General features: G+C 63.0%; 25 protein-coding genes. 13 read left to right on the forward strand and 12 right to left on the reverse strand.

The window, feature by feature from the left end; translation table 11 throughout:
* Positions 1 to 10: 10 nt before the first annotated feature.
* Both JQ575_RS22215 and JQ575_RS22220 read right to left on the reverse strand, forming a co-directional pair.
* Complete coding sequence (locus JQ575_RS22215) at positions 11 to 895, reverse strand: amidohydrolase (protein WP_212035286.1); 885 nt, start codon at positions 893 to 895, stop codon at positions 11 to 13.
* Positions 896 to 911: 16 nt separating this feature from the next.
* The gene (locus JQ575_RS22220; protein WP_212035341.1) at positions 912 to 1,859 is read right to left on the reverse strand and encodes a tripartite tricarboxylate transporter substrate binding protein; all 948 of its coding nucleotides are present in this window, start codon (positions 1,857 to 1,859) and stop codon (positions 912 to 914) included.
* Positions 1,860 to 2,075: 216 nt separating this feature from the next.
* Here JQ575_RS22220 and JQ575_RS22225 point away from each other — a divergent pair, with 216 nt between their 5' ends.
* The 3 genes from JQ575_RS22225 to JQ575_RS22235 all read left to right on the forward strand — a co-directional run bounded on the left by JQ575_RS22225 (position 2,076) and on the right by JQ575_RS22235 (position 3,753).
* Positions 2,076 to 2,633: a thiamine pyrophosphate-binding protein gene (locus JQ575_RS22225; RefSeq protein WP_212035287.1), complete on the forward strand. Its 558-nt coding sequence runs from the start codon at positions 2,076 to 2,078 to the stop codon at positions 2,631 to 2,633.
* A gap of 8 nt (positions 2,634 to 2,641) precedes the next feature.
* Positions 2,642 to 3,247: a thiamine pyrophosphate-dependent enzyme gene (locus JQ575_RS22230; protein WP_212035288.1), complete on the forward strand. Its 606-nt coding sequence runs from the start codon at positions 2,642 to 2,644 to the stop codon at positions 3,245 to 3,247.
* 140 nt (positions 3,248 to 3,387) lie between these two features.
* Positions 3,388 to 3,753 (forward strand): VanZ family protein, encoded by a 366-nt coding sequence (locus JQ575_RS22235; protein ID WP_212035289.1) that lies wholly within the window; start codon positions 3,388 to 3,390, stop codon positions 3,751 to 3,753.
* A gap of 73 nt (positions 3,754 to 3,826) precedes the next feature.
* Here JQ575_RS22235 and JQ575_RS22240 read toward each other — a convergent pair whose 3' ends face one another.
* The 4 genes from JQ575_RS22240 to gcl all read right to left on the reverse strand — a co-directional run bounded on the left by JQ575_RS22240 (position 3,827) and on the right by gcl (position 7,844).
* Complete coding sequence (locus tag JQ575_RS22240; protein WP_212035290.1) at positions 3,827 to 4,216, reverse strand: DUF1236 domain-containing protein; 390 nt, start codon at positions 4,214 to 4,216, stop codon at positions 3,827 to 3,829.
* A 120-nt stretch (positions 4,217 to 4,336) separates the two neighbouring features.
* Positions 4,337 to 5,224 carry a 2-hydroxy-3-oxopropionate reductase gene (locus tag JQ575_RS22245; protein ID WP_212035291.1) on the reverse strand — a complete coding sequence of 296 codons (888 nt, stop codon included), beginning with the start codon at positions 5,222 to 5,224 and terminating at the stop codon, positions 4,337 to 4,339.
* Between the two features lie 26 nt (positions 5,225 to 5,250).
* On the reverse strand, positions 5,251 to 6,036 hold the full coding sequence (gene hyi / locus JQ575_RS22250; RefSeq protein ID WP_212035292.1) for a hydroxypyruvate isomerase: 786 nt from the start codon (positions 6,034 to 6,036) through the stop codon (positions 5,251 to 5,253).
* A gap of 14 nt (positions 6,037 to 6,050) precedes the next feature.
* Complete coding sequence (gene gcl / locus JQ575_RS22255; protein WP_212035293.1) at positions 6,051 to 7,844, reverse strand: glyoxylate carboligase; 1,794 nt, start codon at positions 7,842 to 7,844, stop codon at positions 6,051 to 6,053.
* A 1,088-nt stretch (positions 7,845 to 8,932) separates the two neighbouring features.
* Here gcl and JQ575_RS22260 point away from each other — a divergent pair.
* The 4 genes from JQ575_RS22260 to JQ575_RS22275 all read left to right on the forward strand — a co-directional run bounded on the left by JQ575_RS22260 (position 8,933) and on the right by JQ575_RS22275 (position 12,455).
* Entirely contained in the window at positions 8,933 to 10,351 is a 1,419-nt protein-coding gene (locus JQ575_RS22260; protein ID WP_249166812.1) for an APC family permease, read from the forward strand.
* Positions 10,352 to 10,470: 119 nt separating this feature from the next.
* On the forward strand, positions 10,471 to 11,058 hold the full coding sequence (locus tag JQ575_RS22265; RefSeq protein ID WP_212035294.1) for an N-acetyltransferase: 588 nt from the start codon (positions 10,471 to 10,473) through the stop codon (positions 11,056 to 11,058).
* Between the two features lie 138 nt (positions 11,059 to 11,196).
* On the forward strand, positions 11,197 to 11,340 hold the full coding sequence (locus JQ575_RS22270) for a bacteriocin (RefSeq protein ID WP_212035295.1): 144 nt from the start codon (positions 11,197 to 11,199) through the stop codon (positions 11,338 to 11,340).
* 392 nt (positions 11,341 to 11,732) lie between these two features.
* Positions 11,733 to 12,455, forward strand: a complete 723-nt coding sequence (locus tag JQ575_RS22275) for a hypothetical protein (RefSeq protein ID WP_212035296.1) — start codon at positions 11,733 to 11,735, stop codon at positions 12,453 to 12,455.
* Between the two features lie 96 nt (positions 12,456 to 12,551).
* Here the strand turns inward: JQ575_RS22275 and JQ575_RS22280 are convergent, their stop codons facing one another.
* The 6 genes from JQ575_RS22280 to JQ575_RS22305 all read right to left on the reverse strand — a co-directional run bounded on the left by JQ575_RS22280 (position 12,552) and on the right by JQ575_RS22305 (position 19,294).
* Positions 12,552 to 12,872, reverse strand: coding sequence for a DUF6665 family protein (locus JQ575_RS22280; protein ID WP_212035297.1), 321 nt, complete (start codon positions 12,870 to 12,872; stop codon positions 12,552 to 12,554).
* A gap of 74 nt (positions 12,873 to 12,946) precedes the next feature.
* The gene (locus JQ575_RS22285) at positions 12,947 to 14,446 is read right to left on the reverse strand and encodes a tripartite tricarboxylate transporter permease (RefSeq protein WP_212035298.1); all 1,500 of its coding nucleotides are present in this window, start codon (positions 14,444 to 14,446) and stop codon (positions 12,947 to 12,949) included.
* Positions 14,446 to 14,895, reverse strand: a complete 450-nt coding sequence (locus JQ575_RS22290; RefSeq protein ID WP_212035343.1) for a tripartite tricarboxylate transporter TctB family protein — start codon at positions 14,893 to 14,895, stop codon at positions 14,446 to 14,448. The genes JQ575_RS22285 and JQ575_RS22290 overlap by 1 nt, the downstream gene beginning before the upstream one ends.
* Before the next feature lie 31 nt (positions 14,896 to 14,926).
* Entirely contained in the window at positions 14,927 to 15,895 is a 969-nt protein-coding gene (locus tag JQ575_RS22295) for a tripartite tricarboxylate transporter substrate binding protein (protein WP_212035299.1), read from the reverse strand.
* A 193-nt stretch (positions 15,896 to 16,088) separates the two neighbouring features.
* A complete protein-coding gene (locus JQ575_RS22300; protein WP_212035300.1) occupies positions 16,089 to 16,937 on the reverse strand; it encodes an IclR family transcriptional regulator in 849 nt (282 codons plus the stop codon).
* Positions 16,938 to 17,164: 227 nt separating this feature from the next.
* Positions 17,165 to 19,294, reverse strand: a complete 2,130-nt coding sequence (locus JQ575_RS22305) for an acetate--CoA ligase family protein (protein ID WP_212035301.1) — start codon at positions 19,292 to 19,294, stop codon at positions 17,165 to 17,167.
* A 214-nt stretch (positions 19,295 to 19,508) separates the two neighbouring features.
* Here JQ575_RS22305 and JQ575_RS22310 point away from each other — a divergent pair, with 214 nt between their 5' ends.
* The 6 genes from JQ575_RS22310 to JQ575_RS22335 all read left to right on the forward strand — a co-directional run bounded on the left by JQ575_RS22310 (position 19,509) and on the right by JQ575_RS22335 (position 25,833).
* A complete protein-coding gene (locus JQ575_RS22310; protein WP_192734726.1) occupies positions 19,509 to 20,204 on the forward strand; it encodes a GntR family transcriptional regulator in 696 nt (231 codons plus the stop codon).
* Positions 20,205 to 20,299: 95 nt separating this feature from the next.
* Positions 20,300 to 22,033 (forward strand): oxalyl-CoA decarboxylase, encoded by a 1,734-nt coding sequence (gene oxc, locus JQ575_RS22315; RefSeq protein WP_212035302.1) that lies wholly within the window; start codon positions 20,300 to 20,302, stop codon positions 22,031 to 22,033.
* Positions 22,034 to 22,094: 61 nt separating this feature from the next.
* Positions 22,095 to 23,372 carry a formyl-CoA transferase gene (gene frc / locus JQ575_RS22320; RefSeq protein WP_212035303.1) on the forward strand — a complete coding sequence of 426 codons (1,278 nt, stop codon included), beginning with the start codon at positions 22,095 to 22,097 and terminating at the stop codon, positions 23,370 to 23,372.
* A gap of 205 nt (positions 23,373 to 23,577) precedes the next feature.
* Positions 23,578 to 23,715, forward strand: a complete 138-nt coding sequence (locus JQ575_RS22325) for a hypothetical protein (RefSeq protein ID WP_212035304.1) — start codon at positions 23,578 to 23,580, stop codon at positions 23,713 to 23,715.
* Positions 23,716 to 24,243: 528 nt separating this feature from the next.
* Positions 24,244 to 25,254, forward strand: coding sequence for a tripartite tricarboxylate transporter substrate binding protein (locus JQ575_RS22330; RefSeq protein WP_212035305.1), 1,011 nt, complete (start codon positions 24,244 to 24,246; stop codon positions 25,252 to 25,254).
* An 84-nt stretch (positions 25,255 to 25,338) separates the two neighbouring features.
* Complete coding sequence (locus JQ575_RS22335) at positions 25,339 to 25,833, forward strand: tripartite tricarboxylate transporter TctB family protein (protein ID WP_212035306.1); 495 nt, start codon at positions 25,339 to 25,341, stop codon at positions 25,831 to 25,833.
* The last annotated feature ends 102 nt before the right edge of the window (positions 25,834 to 25,935 follow it).

Raw genomic sequence — 25,935 nt, forward strand, 5'->3', positions numbered from 1 at the left:
TGTGCAACTTTCAGTTCGGGAAGTCATAGAGTTTGGCGGGATTGCTGACGAGGATGCGCTGCTGCGTCGCTTTATCAGGCGTCCACATCTGAAACAATTCGAGCAGGTGTCCGGCGTCCGGCATTTCGCCCTCGACCCGCGGATGCGGCCAGTCGCCGCCCCAGACCAGGCGCTCCGGATTGGCCTTGACCAGCGCTTCGTGAAACGGCCGCGCGTCGGGATAATCGGGCGCGTTCTGGCTCAGCCGATGCGCGCCCGACAATTTGGACCAGCACCAGCCCTCGCCGACCGCACGCAACAGGCTCTGGAAGCCCTCGGTGCCGGTGCCGGCGCGCGCATCGGTGCGGCCCATGTGATCGATCACGACAGGCAGGCCGAGTTTTTGGAGGATCGGAATCGTCTGCGGCAAATCCTTGACGTCGATCCAGAGCTGCAGGTGCCAGCCAAGCTCGGCCATGACCGGCGCAAGCTTCTCGGCCTCCGTCAACGGCACGCCGCCGCGATAGTGCAGTTGCCCGTCGCGGAAGAAATGATTGAAGCGCAGGCCTCGGACGCCGGCACCGTGCCACGCGCGCAATTCGTTCGGCGAAACTTTGGCGTCGGCCACCGCGACGCCGCGCAGGCGATTGGGCTCTCGCCGCAGCGCATCGAGCATTGCCGAATTGTCACGGCCGTGTGCACTGCCCTGCACCAATATGCCGCGCGCAAAGCCGAGCGTGTCGAGCATCCCGAGATATTTTTCCAGCGGCGCATCCGGCGGCGTGTAGCTGCGATCATCCGCATAGGGAAAGCGATCAGATGGGCCGAACACATGGGCGTGCGTGTCGCAGGCCCCCGGCGGCAGCGGAATTTTGGGACGGCTGACGGGACGAGGCGGCAGGCAGGCTGGAATCATCGGAGGCACCACATCGTTATTCCGCCTTCATCCCGGAAGCCTTGACGATTGGCTCCCATTTTTCGTAATCGGCACGGATCCTGGCGTCGAATTGTTGCGGTGAGCTGCCGATCGGCTGCGCGCCGAGCTTGCCGAGGCGCTCCTTCACGGCCTCCGTGTTCAAGGCCGCGACGAAATCATGTGAGAGTTTTGCGAGGATCTCCGGCGGCATGCCGGCCGGCCCAAGCAGGCCCCACCACACGCCGGTGTCATAGCCCGGCACGGCTTCCGACATGCTCGGCACGTTGGGCAGCAACGGCGCGCGATCGGCCGTGGTGACGGCGAGCGCGCGAAGCGTGCCGGCCTGAAGCTGTCCGACCGATTCCGGCCCGTTGTTGAACGACATTGGAATTTGCCCGCCGAGCAGATCGTTGATCGCGGGTGCCCCGCCCTTGTACGGAATGGCGTTGAGATCGACCTTGGCGAGATTCTTCAGGAGTTCGCCAGCCAGATGCGTCGACGTGCCGGTGCCGGCGTGGGCAAACGAAAGGCTCCCTGGCTTTGCCTTCGCCGCCGCGATCACATCGGCCACCGTCTTGAACGGAGAATCCGCGCGCACCAGCAGGATATTGGGCGACGACCCGAGCAGCGAAATCGGCGCGAAGTCCCTGAAGGTGTCGTAGGGAATTTTGGGGTACAGCAGCGGATTGGTGGCATGACCGCTCGCCACCATGATCAGCGTGTAGCCGTCAGCCGGCGACGTCACGACCGCCTGCGAGGCAATGACGCCGCCGGCGCCTGGACGGTTCTCGACCACGACCGACTGGCCCCATTGTTTGGACACCACCTCACCCAGCGTGCGCGTCAGGACATCGACGCCGCCGCCGGCGGGATAGGGCACGAGAATGCGCACGGGCTTTGACGGGAACGATTGCGCGGATGCCGCGCCGGCCGCAGCGAGAATCAATCCCGCGACCGCAGCCATCCGGAACCAAACTCCCACGGCAGCCCTCCCGATGTTCTCGTTATCTCACATTGTCGCATGCCGGCGCGTTGAAGCCATCGCCAAGTCTGCAGATCACGGTAACGATGAAGGCATGTTGACAATCTCGTCCGCGACGTCAAGTTTCGGCGCGGCAAAAGCTGCGCGACGGCACGACGTCGCGAACGCGAATTTTCGGAAGATCGAGGGAGACACAGTATGGCGGTTGCGGAGGAAAAGACCTCGCCCGAGATCTCGCAGGAGAAGAGCTGGCACGGCATCGTGCTGCAAGCGCTCAAGCGCAACGATGTCAGCCTGGTGCCCTATGTGCCCGATCGCATCCTGACGACGCTGATCAAGAACCTGCATGCCGATCCGTTTTTCACGACCTTTCCGACCGCGCGCGAGGAAGAAGCCGTCGGCATCGTCGCCGGCGCCTGGATGGGCGGGCGGCGTGGCGCGGTGCTGATGCAGACGTCGGGCTTTGCGACGCTCGCCAACGTGCTGGCCTCGCTGGCGATGCCCTACCAGATCCCGCTGATCATGTTCGTGACCGAACGCGGCACGCTCGGCGAGTTCAACTACGGCCAGTCGCTGGTGTGCCGCACTATGCGCCCGGTGCTGGATTCGCTTGCGATGGAGCATCACACCTGCACACGGCTCGACGAGTTCGAGTTCATCTGCGACCGCTCGATCAAGCAGTCCATCACCACGCAGGCGCCGGTGGCGCTGATCCTCTCGCCGCTTTTGACCGGCGGCAAGACCTTCGACAAGTGAGCGATGTCATGAACAGCACCCCTGCCCGAAATACCAAGGTCATGAACCGCTTCGATCTCACCTCGCGGCTGGTCGCCAAGCTGAAGAACGAGGAAGCCGTGGTCGGCGGCATCGGCAACACCAATTTCGACCTGTGGGCCGCCGGCCATCGGCCGCAGAATTTTTACATGCTCGGCAGCATGGGCCTCGCCTTTCCAATCGCGCTCGGCGTGGCGCTGGCGCAACCCGAGCGCCGCATCTTCGCGCTCGAGGGCGACGGCTCGCTGTTGATGCAACTGGGCGCGCTGTCGACGATCGCCACCCTGGCGCCGAAGAATCTCACGATGGTGGTGATGGACAACGGCGTCTACCAGATCACGGGTGCGCAGCCGACGCCGGGCGCTGTTGTGGCCGACATCGTTGCGATTGCGATCGCCAGCGGCCTCGGCAACAGCGCCTGGGCCGCGGACGAGGACGATTTCGAGCGCCTGATCGACCAATCCATGTCCGCCGCGGGACCGACGCTGATCGGCGTGCGGATCGACGACAAGCCGGGCGTCGGCACCACCCGGCGCGATCCCGTGCAGATCAGGGAGCGCTTCATGCACGGGCTGGGCGTGCGGGAACCGCTCTAGCTTTTTGTTTTGACGCGTTTTCTTCACGCGAACCGGGCTCCACTTCGCTCGAAAACGCTCTAGAATTAGGCATTAACCACACGGCATTGTGGCTGTTCGCAGGTGCAATACTCGCGTCCCGATCGTGCTAAGCCGAGGCCATGTCAGTCGCCCTCAAGCTCTTCGCCTGGTGTCTTGCCGCAGCCGTTACGTTCGCGACGCTCGGACCGCCCGGATACCGGCCGCACGCCAGTATCCTCGGACAGGACGGCGAGCATGCGCTCGCCTTCGTATTGCTTGGCCTCGTTTTCGGCCTCGCCTACACGCGAAACCGTTTGTTGACGGCGACCGTTGCCGTCGGCCTGACCGGTGTGATCGAGATCCTGCAATTCTGGGCGCCGGGGCGGCACGCGCGGCTGGAGGATTTTCTGGTCGACGCGCTTGCGGTCTGCGTTGGCCTCGCCGTCGCGGCGGCCTTCGATCTGGTCGTCAAGCGCACGCAGCGATCGAGCGCCGGTGCGTCCTGACGGCCGGTGCGTCCTGACGCAACAATCCCCGCGGGAGGAATGCCCCCGCGAGGATCAATTGCAAGCTGCGCGCTTAGTCGATGATCTTGATGACCTTGCGGGTGCGCGGCTCCACGATCACCCGGCGATCATTGACGATCGCATAGCGATATTCGGTGTGGCTCGGCACCGTGCGCAATTCGACGGTCGACGGCAGCGGCTCGCCGACCACGACGCGCTCACGCACCACGACCGACGGCCCGCGCTCCGCCTGGATCGACGTGATCACGGCGTTCGGAATTTCCAGGCCGAGGCCCACGGCCGCACCCACGGTGCCGCCAACGACCTCGCCGACCGGACCGCCAACCTGGCCACCCGCTCGGGCGCCGTCCTGTGCGCCCTGAACGGTGGTGGATTGGGCAAACGCCGCGCCCGATGTCAGCAGCGAAGCGGCAATGAGCGAAACAGCAAGACGATTGTTCATTATGTCCTCCAGTGAATTGATGGTGCGTTTCAACCATCGGAGGCATCAGATGTTCCGGTTCCGCATGCACCAAGATCGTGCGCGCGGAACAGGAACTTTCGCATCAGGTTCCGCGTTCGATCAAGTCTTTCCGATCTCGTGGTTGGCCATCATCTCCAGCGCCTTCACCATGCCGGAATGATCCCACGCCTTGCCGCCATGCGCGGCGCAGGAACTGAACAATTGCTGTGCGATCGCCGTGTTCGGCAAGGATATGCCGAGTGAGCGCGCGCCTTCCAACGCGAGGTTGAGATCTTTCTGATGCAGCTCGATGCGGAAACCGGGATCGAAATTCCGCTTGATCATGCGCTCGCCATGCACCTCGAGAATCCGCGACGAGGCAAAGCCGCCCATCAGCGCCTGCCGCACCAGTGCCGGATCGGCACCGGCCTTCGATGCGAACAACAGCGCTTCGCCGACCGCCTCTATCGTCAGCGCCACGATGATCTGGTTGGCGACCTTGGTGGTCTGGCCATCGCCATTGCCGCCGACCAGCGTGACGTTCTTGCCCATCTTGTCGAACACCGGCTTCATGGTGTTGAACGCGCGCTCGGGTCCACCCACCATGATGGTCAGGCTCGCGGCCTTGGCGCCGACCTCGCCGCCGGAAACCGGGGCATCGAGATAATCGGCGCCGAGCGCCTCGATCTTCTTGGCGAATTCTTTTGTCGCGAGCGGCGAGATCGAACTCATGTCGACCACGATCTGGCTCTTTGAAATCCCCTGCGCGACGCCGCCCTCGCCAAACAACACCGCTTCGACATGCGGCGTATCCGGCACCATGATGATGACGATGTCGGATTTTTCCGCGACCTCCTTGCCCGATTTGCAGGCCACGCCGCCTTCAGCGACCAACTCAGGCGGAATCGGCGCCACGTCGTGCAGGAACAGGCGATGGCCGGCAGTCTGGAGATGCTTCGCCATCGGGCGACCCATGGTGCCGAGGCCGATAAAGCCGATATCGATCATCTGGATTTTCCCTTGTTATTGACCAATCAGGTATCGAGCGTCAGGGCCGCGTGCCAGCCGAGGCCGTCGACGGTCGTCGTCCTCGGTTTATACTCGCATCCGACCCAGCCGCGATAGCCGATCGTATCGAGGTGCCGGAACAGGAACGGGTAATTGATCTCGCCGGTGCCGGGCTCGTTGCGGCCGGGATTGTCGGCAAGCTGGACGTGGGCGATGCGCGGCAGATGCTTCTGCAGGCTGCGCGCGATGTCGCCCTCCATGATCTGCATGTGGTAGATGTCATATTGCACGAACAGGTTGCTCGACCGCACGTCGGATATGAGCTGGATCGCCTGTTCGGTGCCGTTGAGGAAGAAGCCTGGAATGTCTGTTGTGTTGATCGGCTCGACCAGCAGCCTGATCCGTTCCTTGGCCAGCGCGTCGGAGGCAAATCGCAGATTGCCGATCAGCACCTCGTTCAGTTCGCGCGCATCGGCGCCATCAGGTGCAATGCCGACCAGGCAATTGAGCTGACGGCAATCCAGCGCCCTGGCGTAATCGATGGCGCGTGCGACGCCGTCGCGGAATTCCTCGACCCGGTCAGGAAAAATCGCGATGCCGCGCTCACCCGCCGCCCAGTTGCCCGCGGGCAGATTGTGCAGCACCTGGGTCAACCCGTGCTGCTGCAATTGCTCGCTGAGCTCGGCCTTGTCGAAATCATAGGGAAACAGATATTCGACCCCGCTGAAGCCGGCGGCCTTGGCCGCCGCAAAGCGATCCGGGAATGGCAGTTCGCCGAACAGCATGGTGAGGTTGGCGGCAAATTTGGGCATCGTCGATATCCCCCTTAGGCCGGCAACAATGTGCCGGATGTGGTCGACTTCGCCGGCGCATCGTCCAGCGGCAAATCCAGCACTTCCTCGAACTCGATGATGTTGTCGATCTCGGTGCCCATGGAAATGTTGGTGACGCGTTCGAGGATGAACTCGACCACCACAGGCACCTTGTGCTCCGCCATCCATTCGCGCGCGGTCGCGAACGCCGCCTGCGCGTCGTGCGGATCGGTGACGCGGATCGCCTTGCAGCCGAGACCTTGCGCGACCGCGACGTGGTCGACGCCGTAAACGCCGAGTTCGGGCGCGTTGATGTTCTCGAACGAGAGCTGCACCTGATAGTCCATCTCGAAGCCGCGCTGCGCCTGGCGGATCAGGCCGAGATAGGAATTGTTCACGACGACGTGGATGTAAGGCAGCTTGAACTGCGCGCCGACCGCGAGTTCCTCGATCAGGAACTGGAAGTCATAGTCGCCCGACAGCGCCACGATCTCGCGGGTCGGATCGGCGGCGCGCACGCCGAGTGCGGCAGGCAATGTCCAGCCGAGCGGGCCGGCCTGCCCGGCATTGATCCAGTTGCGCGGATGATAGACGCCGAGGAATTGCGCGCCGGCGATCTGCGACAGTCCGATCACGCTGACGTAGCAGGTGTCGCGGCCGAACGCCCGGCTCATCTCCTCATAGACGCGCTGCGGCTTGATCGGGATGTCGTCGAAGCGGCTCCGGCGCAGCATCGTGCGCTTGCGGTCCTGGCATGCGGCCGGCCAGGCCTGACGGTCCCGGAGCTTGCCGTCCCTGCGCCACTCCTTTGCAACCGTGACGAACAATTCCAGCGCCGCCTTGGCGTCGGAAACGATGCCGAAATCCGGGTTGAAGACGCGGCCGATCTGCGTCGGCTCGATATCGACATGCACGAAGGTGCGGCCCTTGGTGTAGGTCTCGATCGAGCCGGTGTGGCGGTTGGCCCAGCGGTTGCCGATCCCGAGCACGAAGTCGGATTGCAGCATGGTGGCGTTGCCGTAGCGGTGGCTGGTCTGCAGCCCGACCATGCCCGCCATCAGCACGTGATCGTCGGGGATGGCGCCCCACCCCATCAGGGTCGGCACCACGGGAACGTTGACGGCCTCGGCAAACGCCACCAGCAATTCGGATGCGTCGGCATTAATGACGCCGCCGCCCGCCACGATCAGCGGCCGCTCCGCGGCGTTGAGCATGGCGAGCGCCTTCTCGATCTGCCTGCGCGTCGCTGACGGTTTGTAGACCGGCAGCGGCTCGTAGGTCTCGTCGTCGAACTCGATCTCGGCCAGCTGCACGTCGAGCGGCAAATCGATCAGCACAGGCCCGGGACGGCCCGAGCGCATGATGTGAAACGCCTGGCTGAACACGCGCGGCACCAGCGCCGGCTCGCGCACCGTGACAGCCCATTTCGTCACGGGTTTTGCGATCGACTCGATGTCGACGGCCTGGAAGTCTTCCTTGTAGAGCCGCGCGCGCGGCGCCTGTCCGGTGATGCACAGGATCGGGATCGAATCCGCGATCGCCGAATAGAGCCCGGTGATCATGTCGGTGCCGGCCGGGCCCGAGGTGCCGATGCAGACGCCGATATTCCCGGCCTTGGCACGGGTATAGCCCTCGGCCATGTGGGACGCGCCCTCGACATGGCGCGCCAGGATGTGGCTGATCGAGCCGCGCCGCTTCAGCGCGGAATAAAGCGGATTGATCGCCGCACCGGGCACGCCGAAGGCGGTCACCACGCCTTCCTTTTCGAGGATACGTACCGCGGCATCGATCGCTCGCATCTTCGCCATTTTGCACCTCGCTTGACCGTGTTGCTCTGGCGCGATCATCACGGCTGCCACCTCCGATCTCAACGACGTCGCATTTGTTTCCCGCGATGTGGGAGGAATGGGGAAAATGGCGTGAGATCAGGTGGTTGGATGGGATGCGGGGTGAAACAATTGGGTCGCGGACGAGAGGCGAGGCTCTATCAGCCGTCATTGCGAGCCACCGGGTCGCGCGAATGCGCGCCCGATGACAGGCTCCGCGAAGCAATCCATAGCGCGGCAGAGAAGGTGGATTGCTTCGTCGCTTCGCTCCTCGCAATGACGCGGAAATAGCTTCGCATTCTCGCGGCGCTGATCGCCCGAGGTTTGGCAGAAACTTCCCGCCCTCTTCAAACAGAGGGCGCAGGGAAGACCGGGTGCGCGCTGCACCCGCGGTCCCGTGTGCGGATTGCACTAAGTAGGCTGCACACGAGCATACAGGGCAGCGGAGAACACCCGGCCTTCCCTGCGCAATGGCTCTACGGCTTATGCCGTGCTCTCCCCGGAGACGAGTTCTTGGTTGACTCCGTCGCCGACGTTTCCGCTTGCGCTTCTCCGACAGCTTGACGCCTGCAACGGGCGCCAGGACCACACGGTTTTGCCGTACGCTTAGTCCACGCCGTCGTCAGACGTGAACCCAGCGTCCACCGCAACCCGCCCAACGTCCGTGACGACGACCGACGCCCTTCTGACCAGGACGGGATGGCGATAGATGCGCACTGATTTGGGTCGACCGACAACAGAAATCTTTTTGATTTACAGAAACTTTCTACTTGACACGATTTCCGTAAATCAGAAATGATTTGCCCGTCGGGTCGTTTTGTCGCAGCGCCGTCATTGCGAGCCAACGGGTCGCGCGAATGCGCGCCCGATGACAGGCTCCGCGAAGCAATCCACGGCACGGCTTGGCGCAATATGGATTGCTTCGCTACGCTCGCAATGACGAGAGAACCGACCAAACAACGTCCCGCAGTGCGGTGCACCGAGCTGTGAATGGTTTGCCCCGCACCTTCCACAAACCGCCAACCGCCGATACACTGCACCGGCGCTACCGAGAGTGGAAAGGACGTACGATGGCCGATGTCACCGTCAACGCCGGTACCCCGTCAAGCAGCGTCGAACCTAGCCTTCACAGGGTCATGGGCCCCTGGCTGCTCCTCCTGTTTATCGTCGGCGACATTCTCGGCACCGGTATCTACGCGCTGACAGGCCAGGTCGCCAAGCAGGTAGGCGGGGTGGTGTGGCTGCCCTTCGTGGTGGCATTCGTGGTCGCGCTGGTGACCGCGTTCAGCTATCTCGAACTGGTCACGAAATATCCGAAAGCGGCAGGCGCGGCCCTCTATACCCACAAGGCCTTCGGCATCCATTTCATCACGTTCATCGTCGCGTTTGCAGTGATGTGCTCGGGGATCACCTCGGCATCGACGGCGTCCCGGGCGTTCGCCGCGAACATGTCGCACGCGATGGGGCTCGGCCTGACCGGTTTTGGCATCACCGTCACGGGTCTTGCTTTCATGGCGGTGGTTGCCGCGGTCAATTTCCGCGGCGTCGGCGAAAGCGTGAAGGCCAATGTGGTGCTCACCTGCGTCGAGCTGACCGGCCTCTTGATCATTATCGTCATCGGCCTTTGGGCCATCGGCCTCGGCCAGGGTGACGTTTCGCGCGTGATGCAGTTTCGCGTAACCCCGGATGGCGGCATGTTCTGGCCGGTGATCGCAGCGACCACGCTCGCCTTCTTCGCCATGGTGGGCTTTGAGGATTCGGTCAACATGGCCGAGGAATGCAAGGATCCAACCCGTCACTTCCCGAAGGTGCTGCTGGCGGGCCTGGCGATTACCGGTGCCATCTATGTGCTGGTCTCGATTTCCGCGATCACGCTGGTGGCTCCCGAGCAATTGGGCGAAGGCGAGACCCCACTTCTGCAAGTGGTTCAGAAAGGCGCGCCCGGTTTCCCGCTCTGGATCTTCGGCTTCATCACCATGTTCGCGGTGGCGAACAGCGCGCTCATCAACATGCTGATGGCCAGCCGCCTCGTGTATGGCATGAGCCGCGAGCATGTGCTGCCGCCCACCCTCGGCAAGGTGCACGCGACGCGGCGCACGCCCTACGTCGCCATTGGCTTCACGACGCTGCTGGCCTTCGGACTGATCACCTTTGTCGGCGAGGTGCCGGCGCTCGGAGGCACCACGGCGCTGCTATTGCTGTGCGTGTTCACGGTGGTCAATGTTGCGGTGCTGGTGCTTCGGCGCGACCCTGTCGATCATCAGCATTTCCGCACGCCGACCATTCTGCCGATCCTGGGCGCCGTGTTCTGCGCCTTCTTGACCGGTCCCTGGACCGGCCGTGACCCCGTGCAGTACCGCGTCGCCGGCGTCCTGCTCGCGGTCGGCGTCGTTCTCTGGTTCGTCACGGTCATGGTCAACCGCGCGACCGGGGTAACGCGCGCGGACCCGGATACGGAAAATCTCGGTCGCGGCGGGCCCGTCAACTAGGCGGCGATTGCCATCGACGATTTGCGGATCGCCGCGCCTACCACGCCGCCAACGCCTGGAAAGAAGGCAGTCGCACACCTACATTGCGCGGTGACGGGATCGAAATGAGGGATGACCCGATGTCGGCGGTGCCGGAAGTGAAATCAGCGGACGCAAGCATCGAGAAAACGGTCATCAGCACCATCGTGCTCGGGTTCGCGGCCGACCCGATGACGCGCTGGGTTTGGCCCGACGCGTCCGAATATCTCAGGGTGATGCCGCGATTCGTCAAAGCTTTTGGCGGCCGCGCATTCGACCATGGCACAGCCGACATCACGGAACACGCTCGCGCCGCCGCTTTATGGCTGCCGCCGGGCGTCGAGCCCGACGAAACAGCGATGGACGCGGCCATGGAAGGGGCGCTGCGCCCGGAGATCGCGGAGGATGTTGGCGCTGTGATGAAGGCCATGGCCGAGCATCATCCGCACGAGCCGCATTGGTACCTGCCCGTTATCGCCGCCGATCCGAAATGGATCGGGCAAGGGCTCGGCGCGCTCTTGATGAAACACGCCCTTCGACGCTGCGACGAGCAAGGCGCCCCCGCCTACCTCGAAAGCTCGAACCCGCGCAACATTTCCCTGTACGAACGCCACGGCTTCAAGATTATCGGCAGGATACAAAGCGGCTCGTCTCCCGCATTGACGCCAATGCTGCGGGCGCGGCGGTGAGCCACAGTGCGGATTGGTTCAACGGATCCGCGCACACCCCGCAGAGTGCGTGACGTGGATCACACCCTCGGCTGAGAGCCCGTTCTACCCTCCCCGGCACGGTGGATGAGGCGTCCATCGGTTGAGAGGAGATCACGGATGCAAAACGATCACGAGTTGAACATCGACGAGTTGTCCGCGGTGTACGGAGGCATGGCTACGTCCAGGGATGGCACGATGCCCCATCCCAAGCCTTCGCCGGTGGATCAGCTGATCAAGTGGATTCTCGGCATGTTCAAGTGACAACGGTCCGCGGAGCGGACTGACGCAACAGTCCGCCCTGCGGCCCTTGGCCGGCTTCACGGCGTCATTCCGTCGATCGCTGGTTCGGCTGCCGGTTGCGACGGCCCATTTCCTGTTTTCCCAACAACGCTTTTGCACAATCAGCGCGATAGTGATCACCGCCCCTGTCCACGGTGGCGCGACAGCGTGCTAGCCTTGCTCCGGCACCTGCGGAAACTGTCGGAGGAAACCCTTGATGGGCAAGCGGATCAGTCGCTGCATCGAACTGCTGGAGCAGGATCAGGCGATCTATTATGACGGCCCGCACAGCGGCCATGTGCTGACTCATGCGCAGGGCCGCACCGATGCCGGGACCTGGGCCGACTACATGCATGGAGCACGGCGCCTTCGATATGACCGGCCTTGCCGAGTACATGCGCGGCATGGTCGACGCCGGGCCGACGCGTTCGGGGCACCGCACGCCGACGGTCATCGTCGAGGCGCCGGTCAATGGCATCGACGCCGCGCATGTGCGTTACAACGCCTGGCAGTTCCGCCAGATCCTCGGCCGCGGCGTGCATGGCATCCTGCTGTGCCAGGCGGAAACCGCCGACGCAGTGCGGGCCTTCGTTGAATCCTGCCGCTATCCGCACAACACCGATGGCGTCGATCCCGAAATTCCCTCGCCGCTGGCACGGATGGCCGGAGCGATACGCGCCAAAGACGGCGGCACCGACGCCGCCGGCCGCAAGCTGCTCGGCATCGGCACGCGGGGGCGCGGATCGGAAACCACGGCGGCGCCCGTGTGGGGCCTGTCGACCGAGGAATATATGGCGCGCTGCGATCCCTGGCCGCTCAATCCGAAAGGTGAGTTGCTGCTGGGGGTGAAGCCCCGAGGGCGTCGCCAATTGCGAGGAGATCCTTGGCGTGCCCGGACTGGGATTTGCCGAGATCGGCCCGGGCGACCTCAGTCTTTCGCTCGGCTATCGCGAAATTCCTCGCGAACCCCTTTCCGCGGGAAATGCAGGCGGCGCGCGACCGCATTCTGGCGGCCTGCCGCACCAACGGCGTCGCGTTCCTGCAAGGCTGTACGGCCGACAACATCACGATACGGATTGACGAGGGCGTGCGCGTGATCGCGGGGCATAGCGAGGCCGCCGCCATCAAGGGCCGGGCACATCAGGGGCGGAAGCTGCCGGTGTAGCCGGAGCGGGATTGCGACGGCCGCTGGATCACGCCGGAGGGCGGGCTTTCGGCAATGGCCCCATGCGGGCAAGCACCTCGTTAGGCACCCCGTAGAGCTTGATCACGTGGTCGATCTTGTTGAGACCGCAGGCTTCGCGCTGCACGACGAAGAGCCAGAGCGCATACCCCGCCTGTTCGACCAGACCATCACGGATTTTTCGATCGGTGTTGGCGGTCCGCGGACATGCGGCAAGTGCCGTCAACGCGGCCTCGAGCCGCCGTCCAAGCCGCCCGAGCGCTGACGCCCTCTCCTCGGCGATCTCGTATTGGAGAGTTGCGAATCCGGATTGAAGTAAATTCAACGCCATAGCGGCGCGCTCCGAAACATGGCCTGCCAACTATATATTATTGGCCAGTACCGGCATGTTCAAGACAGCCCGCCCTAATCCTCGTTCGCCTTGAACCGGCCCAGCCCCTGCATCACGAACGGCGCTACCAGCGCGATCAGCGCGATGCCGAGCAGCGTCGCCGACATCGGGCTTTGCAGCAGCGCCATGGGATCGCCGAGGCTGATCGACATCGCGCGGCGCAACTGGCTTTCGGCGATCGGCCCCAGGATGAGACCGACCACGACAGGCGCGATCGGAAAATCGAACCGGCGCATCAGGAAGCCCATCACGCCGAAACCCGCCAGCATCGACAGTTCGACCACCGACGGTTTTGCCGCGATGGTGCCGGTGGTCGCAAACACCAGAATGCCGGCGTAGAGCCACGGCTGCGGGATCGCGAGCAGTTTCACCCACAGGCCGACCAGCGGCAGGTTGAGCACCAGCAGCATGACGTTGGCGATGAACAGGCTGGCGATCAGGCCCCACACCAGATCGGGCCGCTCGGCGAACAGCAGCGGTCCCGGGTTCAGGCCGTATTGCTGAAAGCCCGCCAGCATCATCGCGGCGGTAGCCGAGGTCGGAAGCCCCAGCGTCAAGAGCGGCACGAGGGTGCCGGCGGCGGATGCGTTGTTGGCGGCTTCCGGCCCGGCGACGCCTTCGATCGCGCCCTTGCCGAATTCCTCGGGGTGTTTCGACAGCCTCTTTTCAGTTGAGTAAGACAGAAAGGTTGGAATCTCGGCGCCGCCGGCGGGCAGCGCGCCGATCGGAAAACCGAACATGGTGCCGCGCAGCCACGGTTTCCACGACCGTTGCCAGTCCTCTTTGGTCATCCATAGCGAGCCGCGCACCGGCTCAAGCTTTTCTTCGGAGTGATGACGGCGCGAGACGACGTAGAGCGCCTCCCCCACCGCGAACAGGCCGACCGCCAGCGTCGTCACTTCGACGCCGTCGAGCAGTTCGGGGATGCCGAAGGCGAGCCGGGGCTGGCCGGTGAGCTTGTCGATGCCGACGAGCCCGAGCGTCAGCCCGATGAACAGGCTGGTCAGTCCGCGGATCGGCGAACTTCCGAAGGTTGCCGACACTGTGACGAAAGCCACGCACATCAACGCAAAATAATCTTCCGGCCCGAAGTGCACCGCAAAGTCGACCAGCCAAGGTGCAAGAAAGGCGAGACCAATGGTGGCGATGGTGCCGGCGACGAACGAGCCGATTGCGGCGGTCGCCAGTGCAGGCCCGCCGCGGCCGGCCTTGGCCATCTTGTTGCCTTCCAGCGCGGTCGCCATCGATGCGCTCTCGCCGGGCGTGTTGATGAGGATGGCGGTGGTGGAGCCGCCATACATGCCGCCATAATAGATGCCGGCGAACATGATCAGCGAACCGCCGGGATCGAGCTTGTAGGTCACCGGCAGCAGCAGGGCGACGGTGAGCGCAGGCCCTATGCCGGGCAACACGCCAACCGCGGTGCCGAGCAGCACGCCGATCAACGCATAGAGCATGTTCATGGGCTGGATAGCGACAGCCATGCCGTTAGCGAGTGCGACGAAGGCATCCATCAAAACAGCCTTTCCAGTGGGCCGGCGGGAAGGCTCAACGTCAGCAGCCGACTGAAGGCGACATAGATCAGGGTGGTCATTACGAAGCCGATGGCCAGATCGGCGAGAATGGCGCGCCGCCCGAAGGCCGTCGCCGTGGCGACGAACAATGCCGTGGTCGCCGGGATAAAGCCGCCGCCAAGACCGATGATGGCGATCAGCAGCGCCAACCCGCCGAGAATCAGCCACACCGCTTTGGCATCGGCACTCTCGCGTGCCGGCAGATTGCCGCGCAGCGCCTCGACCAGATTGCCGATCGCGAGAATGCCGAGCCCCACGGCGATGACAACAGGCATCACGTGGGGGCCCATACCGTAGGGATTGTTGGATTGCAGCTGGCTCGCGTCCCACACCAGCACCGCGGCCAACGCCGCGAGCGCGAGCGCAATGACAACGCCCGCGGAATCGATGCGCCGCTCCGCCGTCCCCTGCGGAAGGCGCTCATGATTTGACGAGGCCGACCGACTTCAGCACGTCGGTAACGCGCACCGTTTCCTTCTTCAGGAAATCCGCGAACGCGTCCCCGGAAAGATAAGCGTCATCCCAGCCCTTCTGCTTGAGAACCTCTTTCCAGGCGTCGGACTTGACCATCTTCTCCACGGCATCGCTCAGCGTCTTCTTCTGTTCCGCGGTGATGCCGGGAGGCGCCATCACCGCGCGCCAATTGGCCAGCACGAGGTCAATGCCCTGCTCCTTGAAGGTCGGAATATCGCTGCCGGGGATCCGCTTTTCCGACGTCACGCCGATCGCGCGCAATTTGCCGGACTTGATCTGACCGTCGTATTCGCTCATTCCCGAAATGCCCGCGGTGACCTTTCCGCCAAGGATGGCCGCCAGCGACTCGCCGCCTCCGGAAAACGGGATGTAGTTGACCTTCTTGGCGTCGGCGCCTACGGCGCCCGCGAACAGTGCCGCCATCACATGGTCGACGCCGCCGGCCGAGCCGCCGGCAAACGTGACCTTGGCGATATCGGCCTTGAGCGCGGCGGCCAGATCCTGCGCCGTCTTGATCGGCGAATTCGCCGGCACGACGATGACCTGGATCTCCTCGGTGAGGCGCGCAATCGGCGTCACCTGTTCGAGCGTGACCGGCGATTTGTTCATGGCGAGCGCGCCGACCATGACGAAGCCGTTCACCATCATCTGGTTACCGTCGCCCTTGGCGCCGTTGACGAACTGCGCGATGCCGACGCTCCCGCCCGCGCCGGCGACGTTGGTGACCTGGACGCTGCGCGCGATACCGGCGGCGACAAACGCCTGCTGCATCGCCCGGGCGGTCTGATCCCATCCGCCGCCGGGCGCCGCGGGCGCCATCAGCTTGAGTTCGAGCTGCTGCGACAGCGCCGGGCTGCCTGCCGCGAGCGTCAGCGCGACCGCCGCGCCGAACACGCGCGTATAAAACGGGATCATGGGAGTTCCTCCAGGCTGATGCAGATGGCTACGCATTTGCCGCATCGTGTCATTTCGTCGCATATCAGCCGGAAAAGCCGCCGCTGTCCAGACGGACTGTTCACCGGCGTCGTGTTCCGCTGCAAAAACGTGGGGGATTGCCTGCCGACCCGCCCAAGACGCCCGGCCGCGCTTTCGCGAAAACTTCCGTCGCTCAGGCCGGTTTCGCCACCGGCTTCACGCCGCCGAGCGCCACCGTCAGTTCGGCCGCCACCTCGCGCACGGTCTGCCCCAGCTGCGGCAGGCGATCGTCGGTGAGACGGCTGGTCATGCCGGACACCGAGATCGCGGCCAGCGGCTCGCTGCAGTCGTTGTAGACCACGGCGGCGATGCAGCGCAGGCCCATGCACGCTTCCTCGTCGTCGATGGCAAAACCCTGGCGGCGGACTTTTTCGAGTTCCTTGAACAGATCGCTCGGCCGCACGATCGACTTTTCGGTCAGGCGCGGCATGCCGTGATGGCGGATGATCACGTTGACGTCCTCGTCGGACCAGGTCGCGAGCACGGCCTTGCCGACGCCGGATGCCACCATCGCGACGCGGCCGCCGACTTGTGTCAATGACCGCATGATTTCGCGGCTTTCCATCCGCGTCAGCACGACGATGAACTCGTCGTCGACGACGGCCAGATTGGCGGTCTCGCGCGTCAGGTCGCGCAGTTTGCGCAAATAAGGTACCGCCTGCGCGGAAAAATTGCGGCGGCGGGCGAAGGTCGCGCCGACCGTAAAGCTGCGCGCGCCGACATGCCATTTCGATTCGGTGCGGTCGAACTGTACGAACCGCCGGCTTTCCAGTGTCGACAGCAGCCGGTGCACGGTCGAGGTCGACAACCCCGTGCGGATCGCAAGATCGCTCAGGCGATAGCCCGCGTCGTCTTCGGCGAGCGTTTCGATGATCGAGAGCGCGCGATCGACGGACTGCACGCCGCCGTCCCTCGACTCGGCCTCACTGTCCGGGCCCGATTTCGGCTCGAGTGGTTTGCGCCGGATCACGTTTCGCTTCATCGCGACCTGCATCCATCCGTAGGTTGGATCAACACCGCGTATCCGTGGCCTCGTGGTTCGAGACGCCGCTACGCGGCTCCTCACCATGAGGGTCTAAGACCGAATTCATGGCCAGACCCAGACCTCATCCTGAGGAGCCGCGTAGCGGCGTCTCGAAGGATGAAAGCCCCCATTTCTCCGTCAGAAAATGCCGCTTCGGCAAACCGAAGCGGCATTGATCGTTTGTCTCAGAGCAGGCCCGCGCCGCGCGCCCACTTGTACTTGGCGCCGAGCACTTCGACCGGAAGTTCGGTCGAGTACGCATAGGCCGGGATGCCGTTCTGGTAGAGATATTCGGCGGCCTCCTCGACCTCGACGTCGCCGGCGAGCGAAGCGACGATCGGCTTCACAAAGCCCTTGGCCTCCATCTCCTTCTTCACCTCGACCATGTTGCGGGCGAACACCATCGGCGGCGTGACGATGGTGTGCCAGTAGCCGAGGATCAGCGAATGGATGCGCTCATCCGACAGGCCGAGCTTCACCGTGTTGATGTAGGTGATCGGCGGCTCGCCGCCGGTGATATCCACAGGATTTCCTGCCGCACCGAACGGCGGGATGAATTTGCGGAACGCCGCGTCGAGGTCCGGCGGCATCGCCATCAGCGACAGGCCGTTATCCACGCAGGAGTCCGACAGCAGCACGCCGGAGCCGCCGGCGCCGGTGATGATCAGCACGTTCTCGCCCTTCGGCGTCGGCAAGACAGGCATGCCGCGCGCGAATTCGAGCAGTTGGCGCAGACTGCGCGCGCGGATCACGCCGGATTGCTTGAACACGTCTTCATAGATCTTGTCGTTGCCGGCAAGCGCGCCGGTGTGCGACGAGGCCGCTTTCGCGCCGGCCGAGGTGCGGCCGGCCTTGAGCACCACAACCGGCTTCTTCTTGGAGACGCGCTTGGCGGCTTCCGCAAAGGCGCGGCCGTCCTTCAGGTCTTCGCAGTGCTGGGCGATCAAATTGGTGTTGGGATCCTGCTCGAAGAAGGCGAGCAGATCATCCTCGTCGATGTCGGACTTGTTGCCGAGACCGACGATCGCCGAGACGCCCATTTTCGCCGAGCGCGAGAAGCCGATGATCGCCATGCCGATGCCGCCGGACTGCGACGACAGCGCCGCATGGCCCTTGACGTCGTAGGCGGTGCAGAACGTCGCGCAGAGGTTCGACCAAGTGTAGTAGAAGCCGTAGATGTTCGGCCCCATCAGGCGGACATTGTACTTCTTGCCGATCTCGACGATTTCGTCCTGCAACTCGGGCGCGCCGGCCTCGGCAAAGCCCGAGGGAATCAGAACCGCGCCGGGAATTTTCTTCTCGCCGCATTCGATCAAGGCGCCGGCGACGAACTTTGCCGGGATCGCGAACACGGCGGTGTCAATCACGCCGGGCACGTCCTTGACGCTCTTGTAGGCCTTGTAGCCCAGGATCTCTGATGCCTTGGGGTGGATCGGATAGATGTCGCCTTTATATCCGCCGTTGATGAGGTTCTTCATCACGGAGTTGCCGATCTTGCCGTCCTCGGCGGAGGCGCCGACCACGGCGACCGCTTTCGGCTGCATGATGCGGTTCATCGCGGTGACGATTTCTTCGGTCGGGCGCGGCGCCGGACGCGGCCGGTAGTCGAAGTCGACGACGATGCGCACGTCTGCGGCGATCGCGTCGTTCTTGGTGGCGAATACGGGATTGAGATCGAGTTCGACGATTTCGGGGAAGTCGCTGACGAGCTGCGACACTTTGACGATGACTGCGGCCAGCGCCTCGCGGTTGACGGGGTCGCCGCCGCGCACGCCCTTCAGCATCTCATTGGCCTGGATGCCGTCGAGCATCGACAGCGCGTCGTCCTTGGTCGCAGGCGCCAGGCGGAAAGTGATGTCTTTCAAAACTTCGACCAGCACGCCGCCGAGGCCGAAGGCGACGAGCTTGCCGAACGAGCCGTCGGTGATGGAGCCGACGATGACCTCGGTGCCGCCGGCCAGCATCTGCTGGACCTGGATGCCCTCGATCTTGGCGTCCGCCTTGTACTTCTTGGCATTGGCGAGAATGGTCTCGTAATTCTTTTCCGCATCCGCCGCGGTCTTGACACCGACCATGACGCCGCCGGCCTCGGTCTTGTGGAGAATGTCCGGCGAGACGATCTTCATCACGACCGGGAAACCCATGTCGGACGCGAGCTTGGCGGCCTCGGCCGCGGATTTGGCCACGCCCTCCTTTGGAACCGGAATTCCGTAGGCATCGCAGACCAGTTTGCCCTCCGGGGCCGTCAGGCTGGTGCGCTTATCGGCCTTCACCGCATCGAGAACTTTGCGGACCGCATCTTTGGGATTCGACATGGACTTCCTCCTGGGGCATATTTTATGGCATTTGGTATGCCAGCGCGGAGAAAGTCAAGTCACCTGATGCCCCGGAAACGCTGAAAATACTGTCAACTTGACATGGTGGTATTTGGTATGCCAAAAATATTAGACGTTATTCCTGTTACAACTGGTCTCCCACCGGAGGAGACGAATCGTGCCCGCACACAAACAACCCAAGGCCACGCCTGCCATGGCTGATGCAGATATCGCAATCGTTCGGATTGCACCTGAGACGAGCTTCAAGAACAAGGCGTACGAAGCCTTGAAGGAAGCTATTCTCAAGATGGATATCTATGCGACGCCCGAGCAGGTGATGCTCGACGAACGCGCGTTGTCCGAACGGCTCGGCGTCAGCCGCACCCCCATCCGCGAAGCCATCGCGATGCTGGAGCAGGACGGCTTCGTCAAAACCGTGCCACGCCGCGGCATCGTCGTGGTCCGCCGCACCAAGACCGAGATCGTCGACATGATCCGCGCCTGGGCCGCGCTCGAGAGCATGGCCGCGCGCCTGATCACCACCACCGCGCGCAAGAAAGACATCACGGCGCTGCGCGATTTTTTCAAGGATTTCGGCAAGGACCGCCTGCCGCAGGACCACGTCGAGGAATACTCCAAGGCCAATATCGCCTTCCACCAGGCGCTGATCTCGCTCTCGGAGTCGCCGGTGCTGGTCGATATGACCAACGACATCCTGCTGCATGTGCGCGGCTACCGGCAATTGACGATCGGCCGCACCGATCGCACCGCGACCTCGCTGCCCGAGCATCTGGCGATCATCGAAGCACTGGAAGCGCGCGACACCGAGCTCGCCGAGAAACGCGCGCGCGATCACACGCTGGGCCTCGCTTCTTATGTCGAAGCGCATGGCCAAGAACTCTTTAGCTAGAGGACTGTTTAGTTAGAGACTTACCTAGTTAGAACGACTTCACAGCAGAAGACGATCAACTCGTCCGAACCACACACGATCAGGGAGAAAGTGGAATGTCCGTAACCGCAGCCAAAAGCATCGATACCAATCAAGCCGAGCGCGAGCTCACCGACGGCTTTAATCTCATGATCGATGCGCTGAAGCTCAACGGCCTTACCACGATCTACGGCGTGCCCGGCATTCCGATCACGGATTTCGGCCGCATGGCGCAGGCCGCAGGCATTCGCGTGATCTCGTTCCGCCACGAACAGAATGCCGGCAACGCCGCCTCGATCGCCGGCTACCTGACCAAGAAGCCCGGCGTCTGCCTCACGGTTTCGGCGCCCGGTTTTCTCAACGGCCTCACCGCCCTCGCCCACGCCACCACCAACTGCTTCCCGATGATCCTGATCTCCGGCTCGTCAGAGCGCGAGATCGTCGACCTGCAGCAGGGCGACTATGAAGAGATGGATCAGCTCGCGATTGCAAAGCCGCTGTGCAAGGCCGCCTTCCGCGTGTTGCATGCCCAGGACATCGGCATCGGCCTGGCACGTGCGATCCGCGCCGCGGTCTCGGGCCGTCCGGGCGGTGTCTATCTCGATCTGCCCGCGAAACTGTTCGGTCAGGTAATGGATGCCGAGGCCGGACAGAAGTCTCTGGTGAAGGTGATCGACGCCGCTCCGGCGCAGATCCCCGCCCCGTCAGCGGTGAAACGCGCGCTCGACGTGCTCAAGGGCGCAAAGCGTCCGCTGATCATCCTCGGCAAGGGTGCCGCCTACGCGCAAGCCGATGATGAGATCAAGAGCTTCGTCGAGAAGAGCGGCATTCCGTTCCTGCCCATGAGCATGGCCAAGGGATTGTTGCCCGACACCCATCCGCAGTGCGCGGGTGCTGCGCGCTCGACCGTCCTGAAAGACGCCGACGTCGTGATGCTGATCGGTGCGCGCCTCAACTGGCTGTTGTCGCACGGCAAGGGCAAGTCCTGGGGCGATGCGCCGAAGAAGTTCATCCAGATCGACATCGAGCCGAAGGAAATGGATTCCAACGTCGAGATCGTCGCTCCCGTGGTCGGCGACATCGGCTCCTGCGTCTCGGCGCTGCTCGAAGGCAGGGGCGCGAACTGGACGGCGGCACCTTCCGACTGGACCGGTGCGGTGACCAAGAAGCGCGAAGAGAACGTCGCCAAGATGGCGCCGCGGCTGATGAACAACAATTCGCCGATGGATTATCACGGCGCGCTCGGCGTGCTCAGAACCATCATCAAGGAACGGCCTGACGCCATCCTCGTCAACGAAGGCGCCAACACGCTCGATCTCGCCCGCGGCGTCATCGACATGTACCAGCCGCGCAAGCGGATCGACGTCGGCACCTGGGGCGTGATGGGCATCGGCATGGGCTATTGCATCGCCGCCGCGATCGAAACCGGCAAGCCGGTGCTCGCGGTCGAAGGCGACTCAGCGTTCGGTTTTTCCGGCATGGAGGTCGAGACCATCTGCCGCTACAATTTGCCGGTCTGCATCGTGATCTTCAACAATGACGGCATCTATCGCGGCACCGACGTGAACTCGGTCGGCTCCGATCCGGCGCCCACCGTGTTCGTCAAGGGCTCCCGCTACGACAAGATGATGGAAGCGTTCGGCGGTGTCGGCGTCCACGCCACCTCGCCGGATGAACTGAAGCGCGCGGTCAACGCCGCGATGGATTCCGGCAAGCCGACGCTGATCAACGCGGTGATCGATCCCGCTGCCGGCTCCGAAAGCGGCCGCATCGGCAACCTCAATCCGCAAAGCGTGCTGAAGAAGAAGTAATCCAATCACTTTCCAATCCATCCTGCGCGTTGCAGGGCAGACAGAGTACGGAGCACAGACGATGACAAAGGCGCTGAAGGGCGTTCGCATTCTCGATTTCACCCACGTCCAGTCGGGACCGACCTGCACGCAGTTGCTGGCCTGGTTCGGCGCCGACGTGATCAAGGTCGAGCGTCCCGGCGTCGGCGATATCACGCGCGGCCAGCTGCAGGACATTCCCAATGTGGACAGCCTGTATTTCACCATGCTGAACCACAACAAGCGTTCGATCACGCTCGACACCAAGAACCCGAAGGGCAAGGAAGTCCTGACCGCACTGATCAAGAATTGCGACGTGCTGGTGGAGAATTTCGGCCCCGGCGTGCTCGATCGCATGGGTTTCCCCTGGGAGAAGATCCACGCCATCAACCCGAAGATGATCGTGGCCTCCATCAAGGGCTTTGGCCCCGGACCTTACGAAGATTGCAAGGTGTATGAGAACGTCGCCCAGTGCACCGGCGGCGCAGCGTCGACCACCGGCTTCCGCGACGGCCTGCCGCTGGTCACCGGCGCGCAGATCGGCGACAGCGGCACCGGGTTGCATCTCGCGCTCGGCATCGTGACCGCGCTCTATCAGCGCACCGTCACCGGCCAGGGCCAGAAGGTCACAGCTGCGATGCAGGACGGCGTGTTGAATCTGGCGCGCGTAAAGCTGCGCGACCAGCAGCGCCTCGCCCATGGTCCGCTGAAGGAATACAGCCAGTTCGGCGAAGGCATTCCGTTCGGCGACGCGGTGCCGCGCGCCGGCAACGATTCCGGCGGCGGCCAGCCCGGCCGCATCCTCAAGTGCAAGGGCTGGGAGACCGATCCCAACGCCTACATCTATTTCATCACCCAGGCGCCGGTGTGGGAGAAGATTTGCGACGTGATCGGCGAACCGACCTGGAAGACCCATCCGGATTACGCCAAGCCGCCTGCCCGGCTGTCGCGGTTGAATGAGATCTTCGCGCGCATCGAACAATGGACCATGACCAACACAAAGTTCGAGGCGATGGAAATCCTCAACAAGGACGACATCCCCTGCGGCCCGATCCTGTCGATGAAGGAGATCGCGGAAGACCAGTCGCTGCGCGCCACCGGCACGGTGGTCGAGGTCGATCACCCGACCCGCGGCAAGTACATCTCGGTCGGCAATCCGATCAAGCTGTCGGATTCACCGAGCGAGGTGACGCGCTCGCCGCTGCTCGGCGAACATACCGACGAAATCCTGCGCCAGGTGCTCGGCTTCAGCGATCACCAGGTGGCCGAGATCCACGACTCCGGCGCGCTCGAGCCGCCGCGCAAGCAGGCGGCCGAATAAACCGCCTCATCTCTCAAACTCCGTCAAAGGCCGCCGGTTTCCGGCGGCCTTTTCGTTTGGGAACCCCAATAGCCTTCCTTATGTTGCAATGCAGAAGGCTAATTGCTGCTATGCAAACAAAGACGTTGTTTCTGGCATCTGGTATACATAAATTTGGTGGAGATCACGAAGCGGAGCTACTCCGCGACACAGAAAAGGGGACCAAATGTCCAAGACCGCCTCTATCAGCCTCGCACCCTCAAGCGCATTCTTCGGCCGGCTGATGGCCTCCATCGACCGCCTGCTGACCGCGAGCGCCCGCATCGCCATTCGCAACGGCGACCTCCCCCGTTTCGGTCTCTGAGCACGCTAAGGCGCAGTACAGACTGCGTTTTCAGGCTCGACCACTTCAGGTTTCCTCCCAGACTAAAGGCCCCGGTTTTCCGGGGCCTCTTTTTTTGGCGTCGTCTTAAGCACTCCGGGCCAGGCGCCAACTGCGACAAATTAGCCTGAGCTATGTTCTGGCATCATTATTCGATTGCAGTATTGGCATATCGCATACCAATATGTCTTCCAAGCGTTCCGGCCCAACAACAACGGAGGCGATCAGGAGGATGGCGGCAGGCTCTTCGGCGCCAAGGCGGCGATATCAGCAGGCGGTGTCGCGGTTCGCAGTTCAGACTTATCCGAAAGACGCGGATGCTGCGCCGAGCAGTCAGGCTTACAGTTCACAAAGGTCTGCAACCCTGACCTGCAATGCCATCTGACCAAACCTCATGAGATAATTGGACAAATGGGGAAATCCGGCTGGATCAGAAGTGTTCAGTTAAGAGTTGAGTTAAAGACAAAGCCGGCAAAGAACGGCGTTTGAATTTTACGGGGAGTACGTCAAATGAAGCATTCTGTCTTGCATACCGCGTTAGCCGCGATTGCCATCTTCGGCGCCGGCAATATGGCCGCCTCCGCCGCGTGGGAGCCGGTTCGCCCGGTCGAATTCATCGTACCCGCCGGTACCGGCGGCGGCGCCGACCAGATGGCCCGCACCATCCAGGGCATCGTGACAAAACACAGCCTGATGAAGCAGCCGATGGTCGTCATCAACAAGTCAGGCGGCGCCGGCGGCGAAGGCTTTCTTGACATCAAGGGTTCGGGAAACAATCCCCACAAGATCATCATCACCCTGTCCAACCTGTTCACGACACCGCTTGCAACTGGCATTCCCTTCAGCTGGAAGGACATGACGCCGGTCGCGATGCTGGCGCTCGACGAGTTCGTGCTCTGGGTCAATGCCGAGAAGCCATACACCACCGTCAAGGACTACGTCGATGCCGTGAAGCTGGCGCCCGCCGGCGGCATGAAGATGGGCGGCACCGGATCGAAGCAGGAAGACCAGATCATCACGGTCGCGCTCGAGAAGGCTACCGGCGCCAAGTTCACCTACATTCCCTACAAGGGCGGCGGAGAGGTCGCGGTCCAGCTCGTCGGCAACCACGTCGATTCAACGGTCAACAATCCGATCGAAGCAGTGGCGCAATGGCGCGGCGGCAAACTTCGCCCGCTCTGCGTGTTCGACGCCAAGCAGATGGCCTATGACGAAGTCGTCGCGGACGGCAAGGGCTGGAAGGATATTCCGACCTGCAAGTCGCAGGGCCTCGACATCGAATATCTGATGCTGCGCGGCATCTTCATGTCGCCCAAAGCCACCAAGGATCAGGTCGAATACTACGTCGAGCTGTTCAAGAAGGTGCGGGCCACGCCGGAGTGGCAGGATTTCATGAAGAGCGGCGCCTTCAACACCACCTTCCTGACCGGGGCTGATTACGCCAAATGGGTCGAGACGGAAGAGAAGCGCCACGAAACCCTGATGAAAGAGGCCGGTTTCCTCGCTACCCCCGGAAACTGACCTTTAGTCACGTCGCGTACACCGGCGAATGCGCAGCGCATGAAGCGCTGCGACCCCAGAACCGTGATTCCGGATGGAGTTTGAATGACTACGAATAGCCCGCACGCCGGCCCGACCCACAAGGCCGTGGAAGCCGGCGTCACGCTGCTGATCGCGTTGTTCGGCGCGATCGTCGTCTACGGCAGCATCAAGGCCGGCATCAATTGGGGCGCGGAGGGACCGCGTGCCGGTTTCTTCCCGTTCTACATCGGGATCTTCATTATCGCCTCCAGCGCGATCAACCTGTGGAACGGGCTGCGTGACGGCGACGACGGGCTGTTCGCGGAATGGGGCCAGTTGCGCCAGGTGCTGAGCGTCGTCATACCGACCGCGATCTATGTCGGCGTGATGCCGTTCACCGGCCTCTATCTCGCCTCCATCATCTTCATCGGCTGGTTCATGCGATGGCTCGGCAAATACAGCTGGCTCGTCGTCACCGCCGTCGCCCTCGGCATGCCGATCGTTACTTACCTGATTTTCGAGCGCTGGTTTCTGGTCCCGCTTCCCAAGGGACCGATCGAGGAATGGCTTGGTCTCTAGAGCATGATCCGGAAAAGTGGGTACCGGTTTTCCGAAAAGATCATGCTCAAATAAAAAATAGAATTCTCGTGTCGTCGGAATTGTCACGTCATTAGCTCACGC

The sequence above is a fragment of the Bradyrhizobium sp. JYMT SZCCT0428 genome (genome assembly GCF_018131075.1).
GTDB lineage: Bacteria > Pseudomonadota > Alphaproteobacteria > Rhizobiales > Xanthobacteraceae > Bradyrhizobium.

Coding starts and splice junctions, on each gene's coding strand:
- JQ575_RS22275 (WP_212035296.1), top strand. CDS start 11,733: ATGACCGGCCTTGCCGAGTACATGCGCGGCATGGTCGACGCCGGGCCG.
- JQ575_RS22260 (WP_249166812.1), top strand. CDS start 8,933: ATGGCCGATGTCACCGTCAACGCCGGTACCCCGTCAAGCAGCGTCGAA.
- JQ575_RS22270 (WP_212035295.1), top strand. CDS start 11,197: ATGCAAAACGATCACGAGTTGAACATCGACGAGTTGTCCGCGGTGTAC.
- JQ575_RS22335 (WP_212035306.1), top strand. CDS start 25,339: ATGACTACGAATAGCCCGCACGCCGGCCCGACCCACAAGGCCGTGGAA.
- JQ575_RS22300 (WP_212035300.1), bottom strand. CDS start 16,937: ATGAAGCGAAACGTGATCCGGCGCAAACCACTCGAGCCGAAATCGGGC.
- hyi (WP_212035292.1), bottom strand. CDS start 6,036: ATGCCCAAATTTGCCGCCAACCTCACCATGCTGTTCGGCGAACTGCCA.
- JQ575_RS22230 (WP_212035288.1), top strand. CDS start 2,642: ATGAACAGCACCCCTGCCCGAAATACCAAGGTCATGAACCGCTTCGAT.
- JQ575_RS22280 (WP_212035297.1), bottom strand. CDS start 12,872: ATGGCGTTGAATTTACTTCAATCCGGATTCGCAACTCTCCAATACGAG.
- JQ575_RS22240 (WP_212035290.1), bottom strand. CDS start 4,216: ATGAACAATCGTCTTGCTGTTTCGCTCATTGCCGCTTCGCTGCTGACA.
- JQ575_RS22235 (WP_212035289.1), top strand. CDS start 3,388: ATGTCAGTCGCCCTCAAGCTCTTCGCCTGGTGTCTTGCCGCAGCCGTT.
- JQ575_RS22245 (WP_212035291.1), bottom strand. CDS start 5,224: ATGATCGATATCGGCTTTATCGGCCTCGGCACCATGGGTCGCCCGATG.
- JQ575_RS22305 (WP_212035301.1), bottom strand. CDS start 19,294: ATGTCGAATCCCAAAGATGCGGTCCGCAAAGTTCTCGATGCGGTGAAG.
- JQ575_RS22265 (WP_212035294.1), top strand. CDS start 10,471: ATGTCGGCGGTGCCGGAAGTGAAATCAGCGGACGCAAGCATCGAGAAA.
- frc (WP_212035303.1), top strand. CDS start 22,095: ATGACAAAGGCGCTGAAGGGCGTTCGCATTCTCGATTTCACCCACGTC.
- JQ575_RS22310 (WP_192734726.1), top strand. CDS start 19,509: ATGGCTGATGCAGATATCGCAATCGTTCGGATTGCACCTGAGACGAGC.
- JQ575_RS22295 (WP_212035299.1), bottom strand. CDS start 15,895: ATGATCCCGTTTTATACGCGCGTGTTCGGCGCGGCGGTCGCGCTGACG.
- JQ575_RS22225 (WP_212035287.1), top strand. CDS start 2,076: ATGGCGGTTGCGGAGGAAAAGACCTCGCCCGAGATCTCGCAGGAGAAG.
- JQ575_RS22330 (WP_212035305.1), top strand. CDS start 24,244: ATGAAGCATTCTGTCTTGCATACCGCGTTAGCCGCGATTGCCATCTTC.
- JQ575_RS22325 (WP_212035304.1), top strand. CDS start 23,578: ATGTCCAAGACCGCCTCTATCAGCCTCGCACCCTCAAGCGCATTCTTC.
- gcl (WP_212035293.1), bottom strand. CDS start 7,844: ATGGCGAAGATGCGAGCGATCGATGCCGCGGTACGTATCCTCGAAAAG.
- JQ575_RS22215 (WP_212035286.1), bottom strand. CDS start 895: ATGATTCCAGCCTGCCTGCCGCCTCGTCCCGTCAGCCGTCCCAAAATT.
- oxc (WP_212035302.1), top strand. CDS start 20,300: ATGTCCGTAACCGCAGCCAAAAGCATCGATACCAATCAAGCCGAGCGC.
- JQ575_RS22285 (WP_212035298.1), bottom strand. CDS start 14,446: ATGGATGCCTTCGTCGCACTCGCTAACGGCATGGCTGTCGCTATCCAG.
- JQ575_RS22220 (WP_212035341.1), bottom strand. CDS start 1,859: ATGGCTGCGGTCGCGGGATTGATTCTCGCTGCGGCCGGCGCGGCATCC.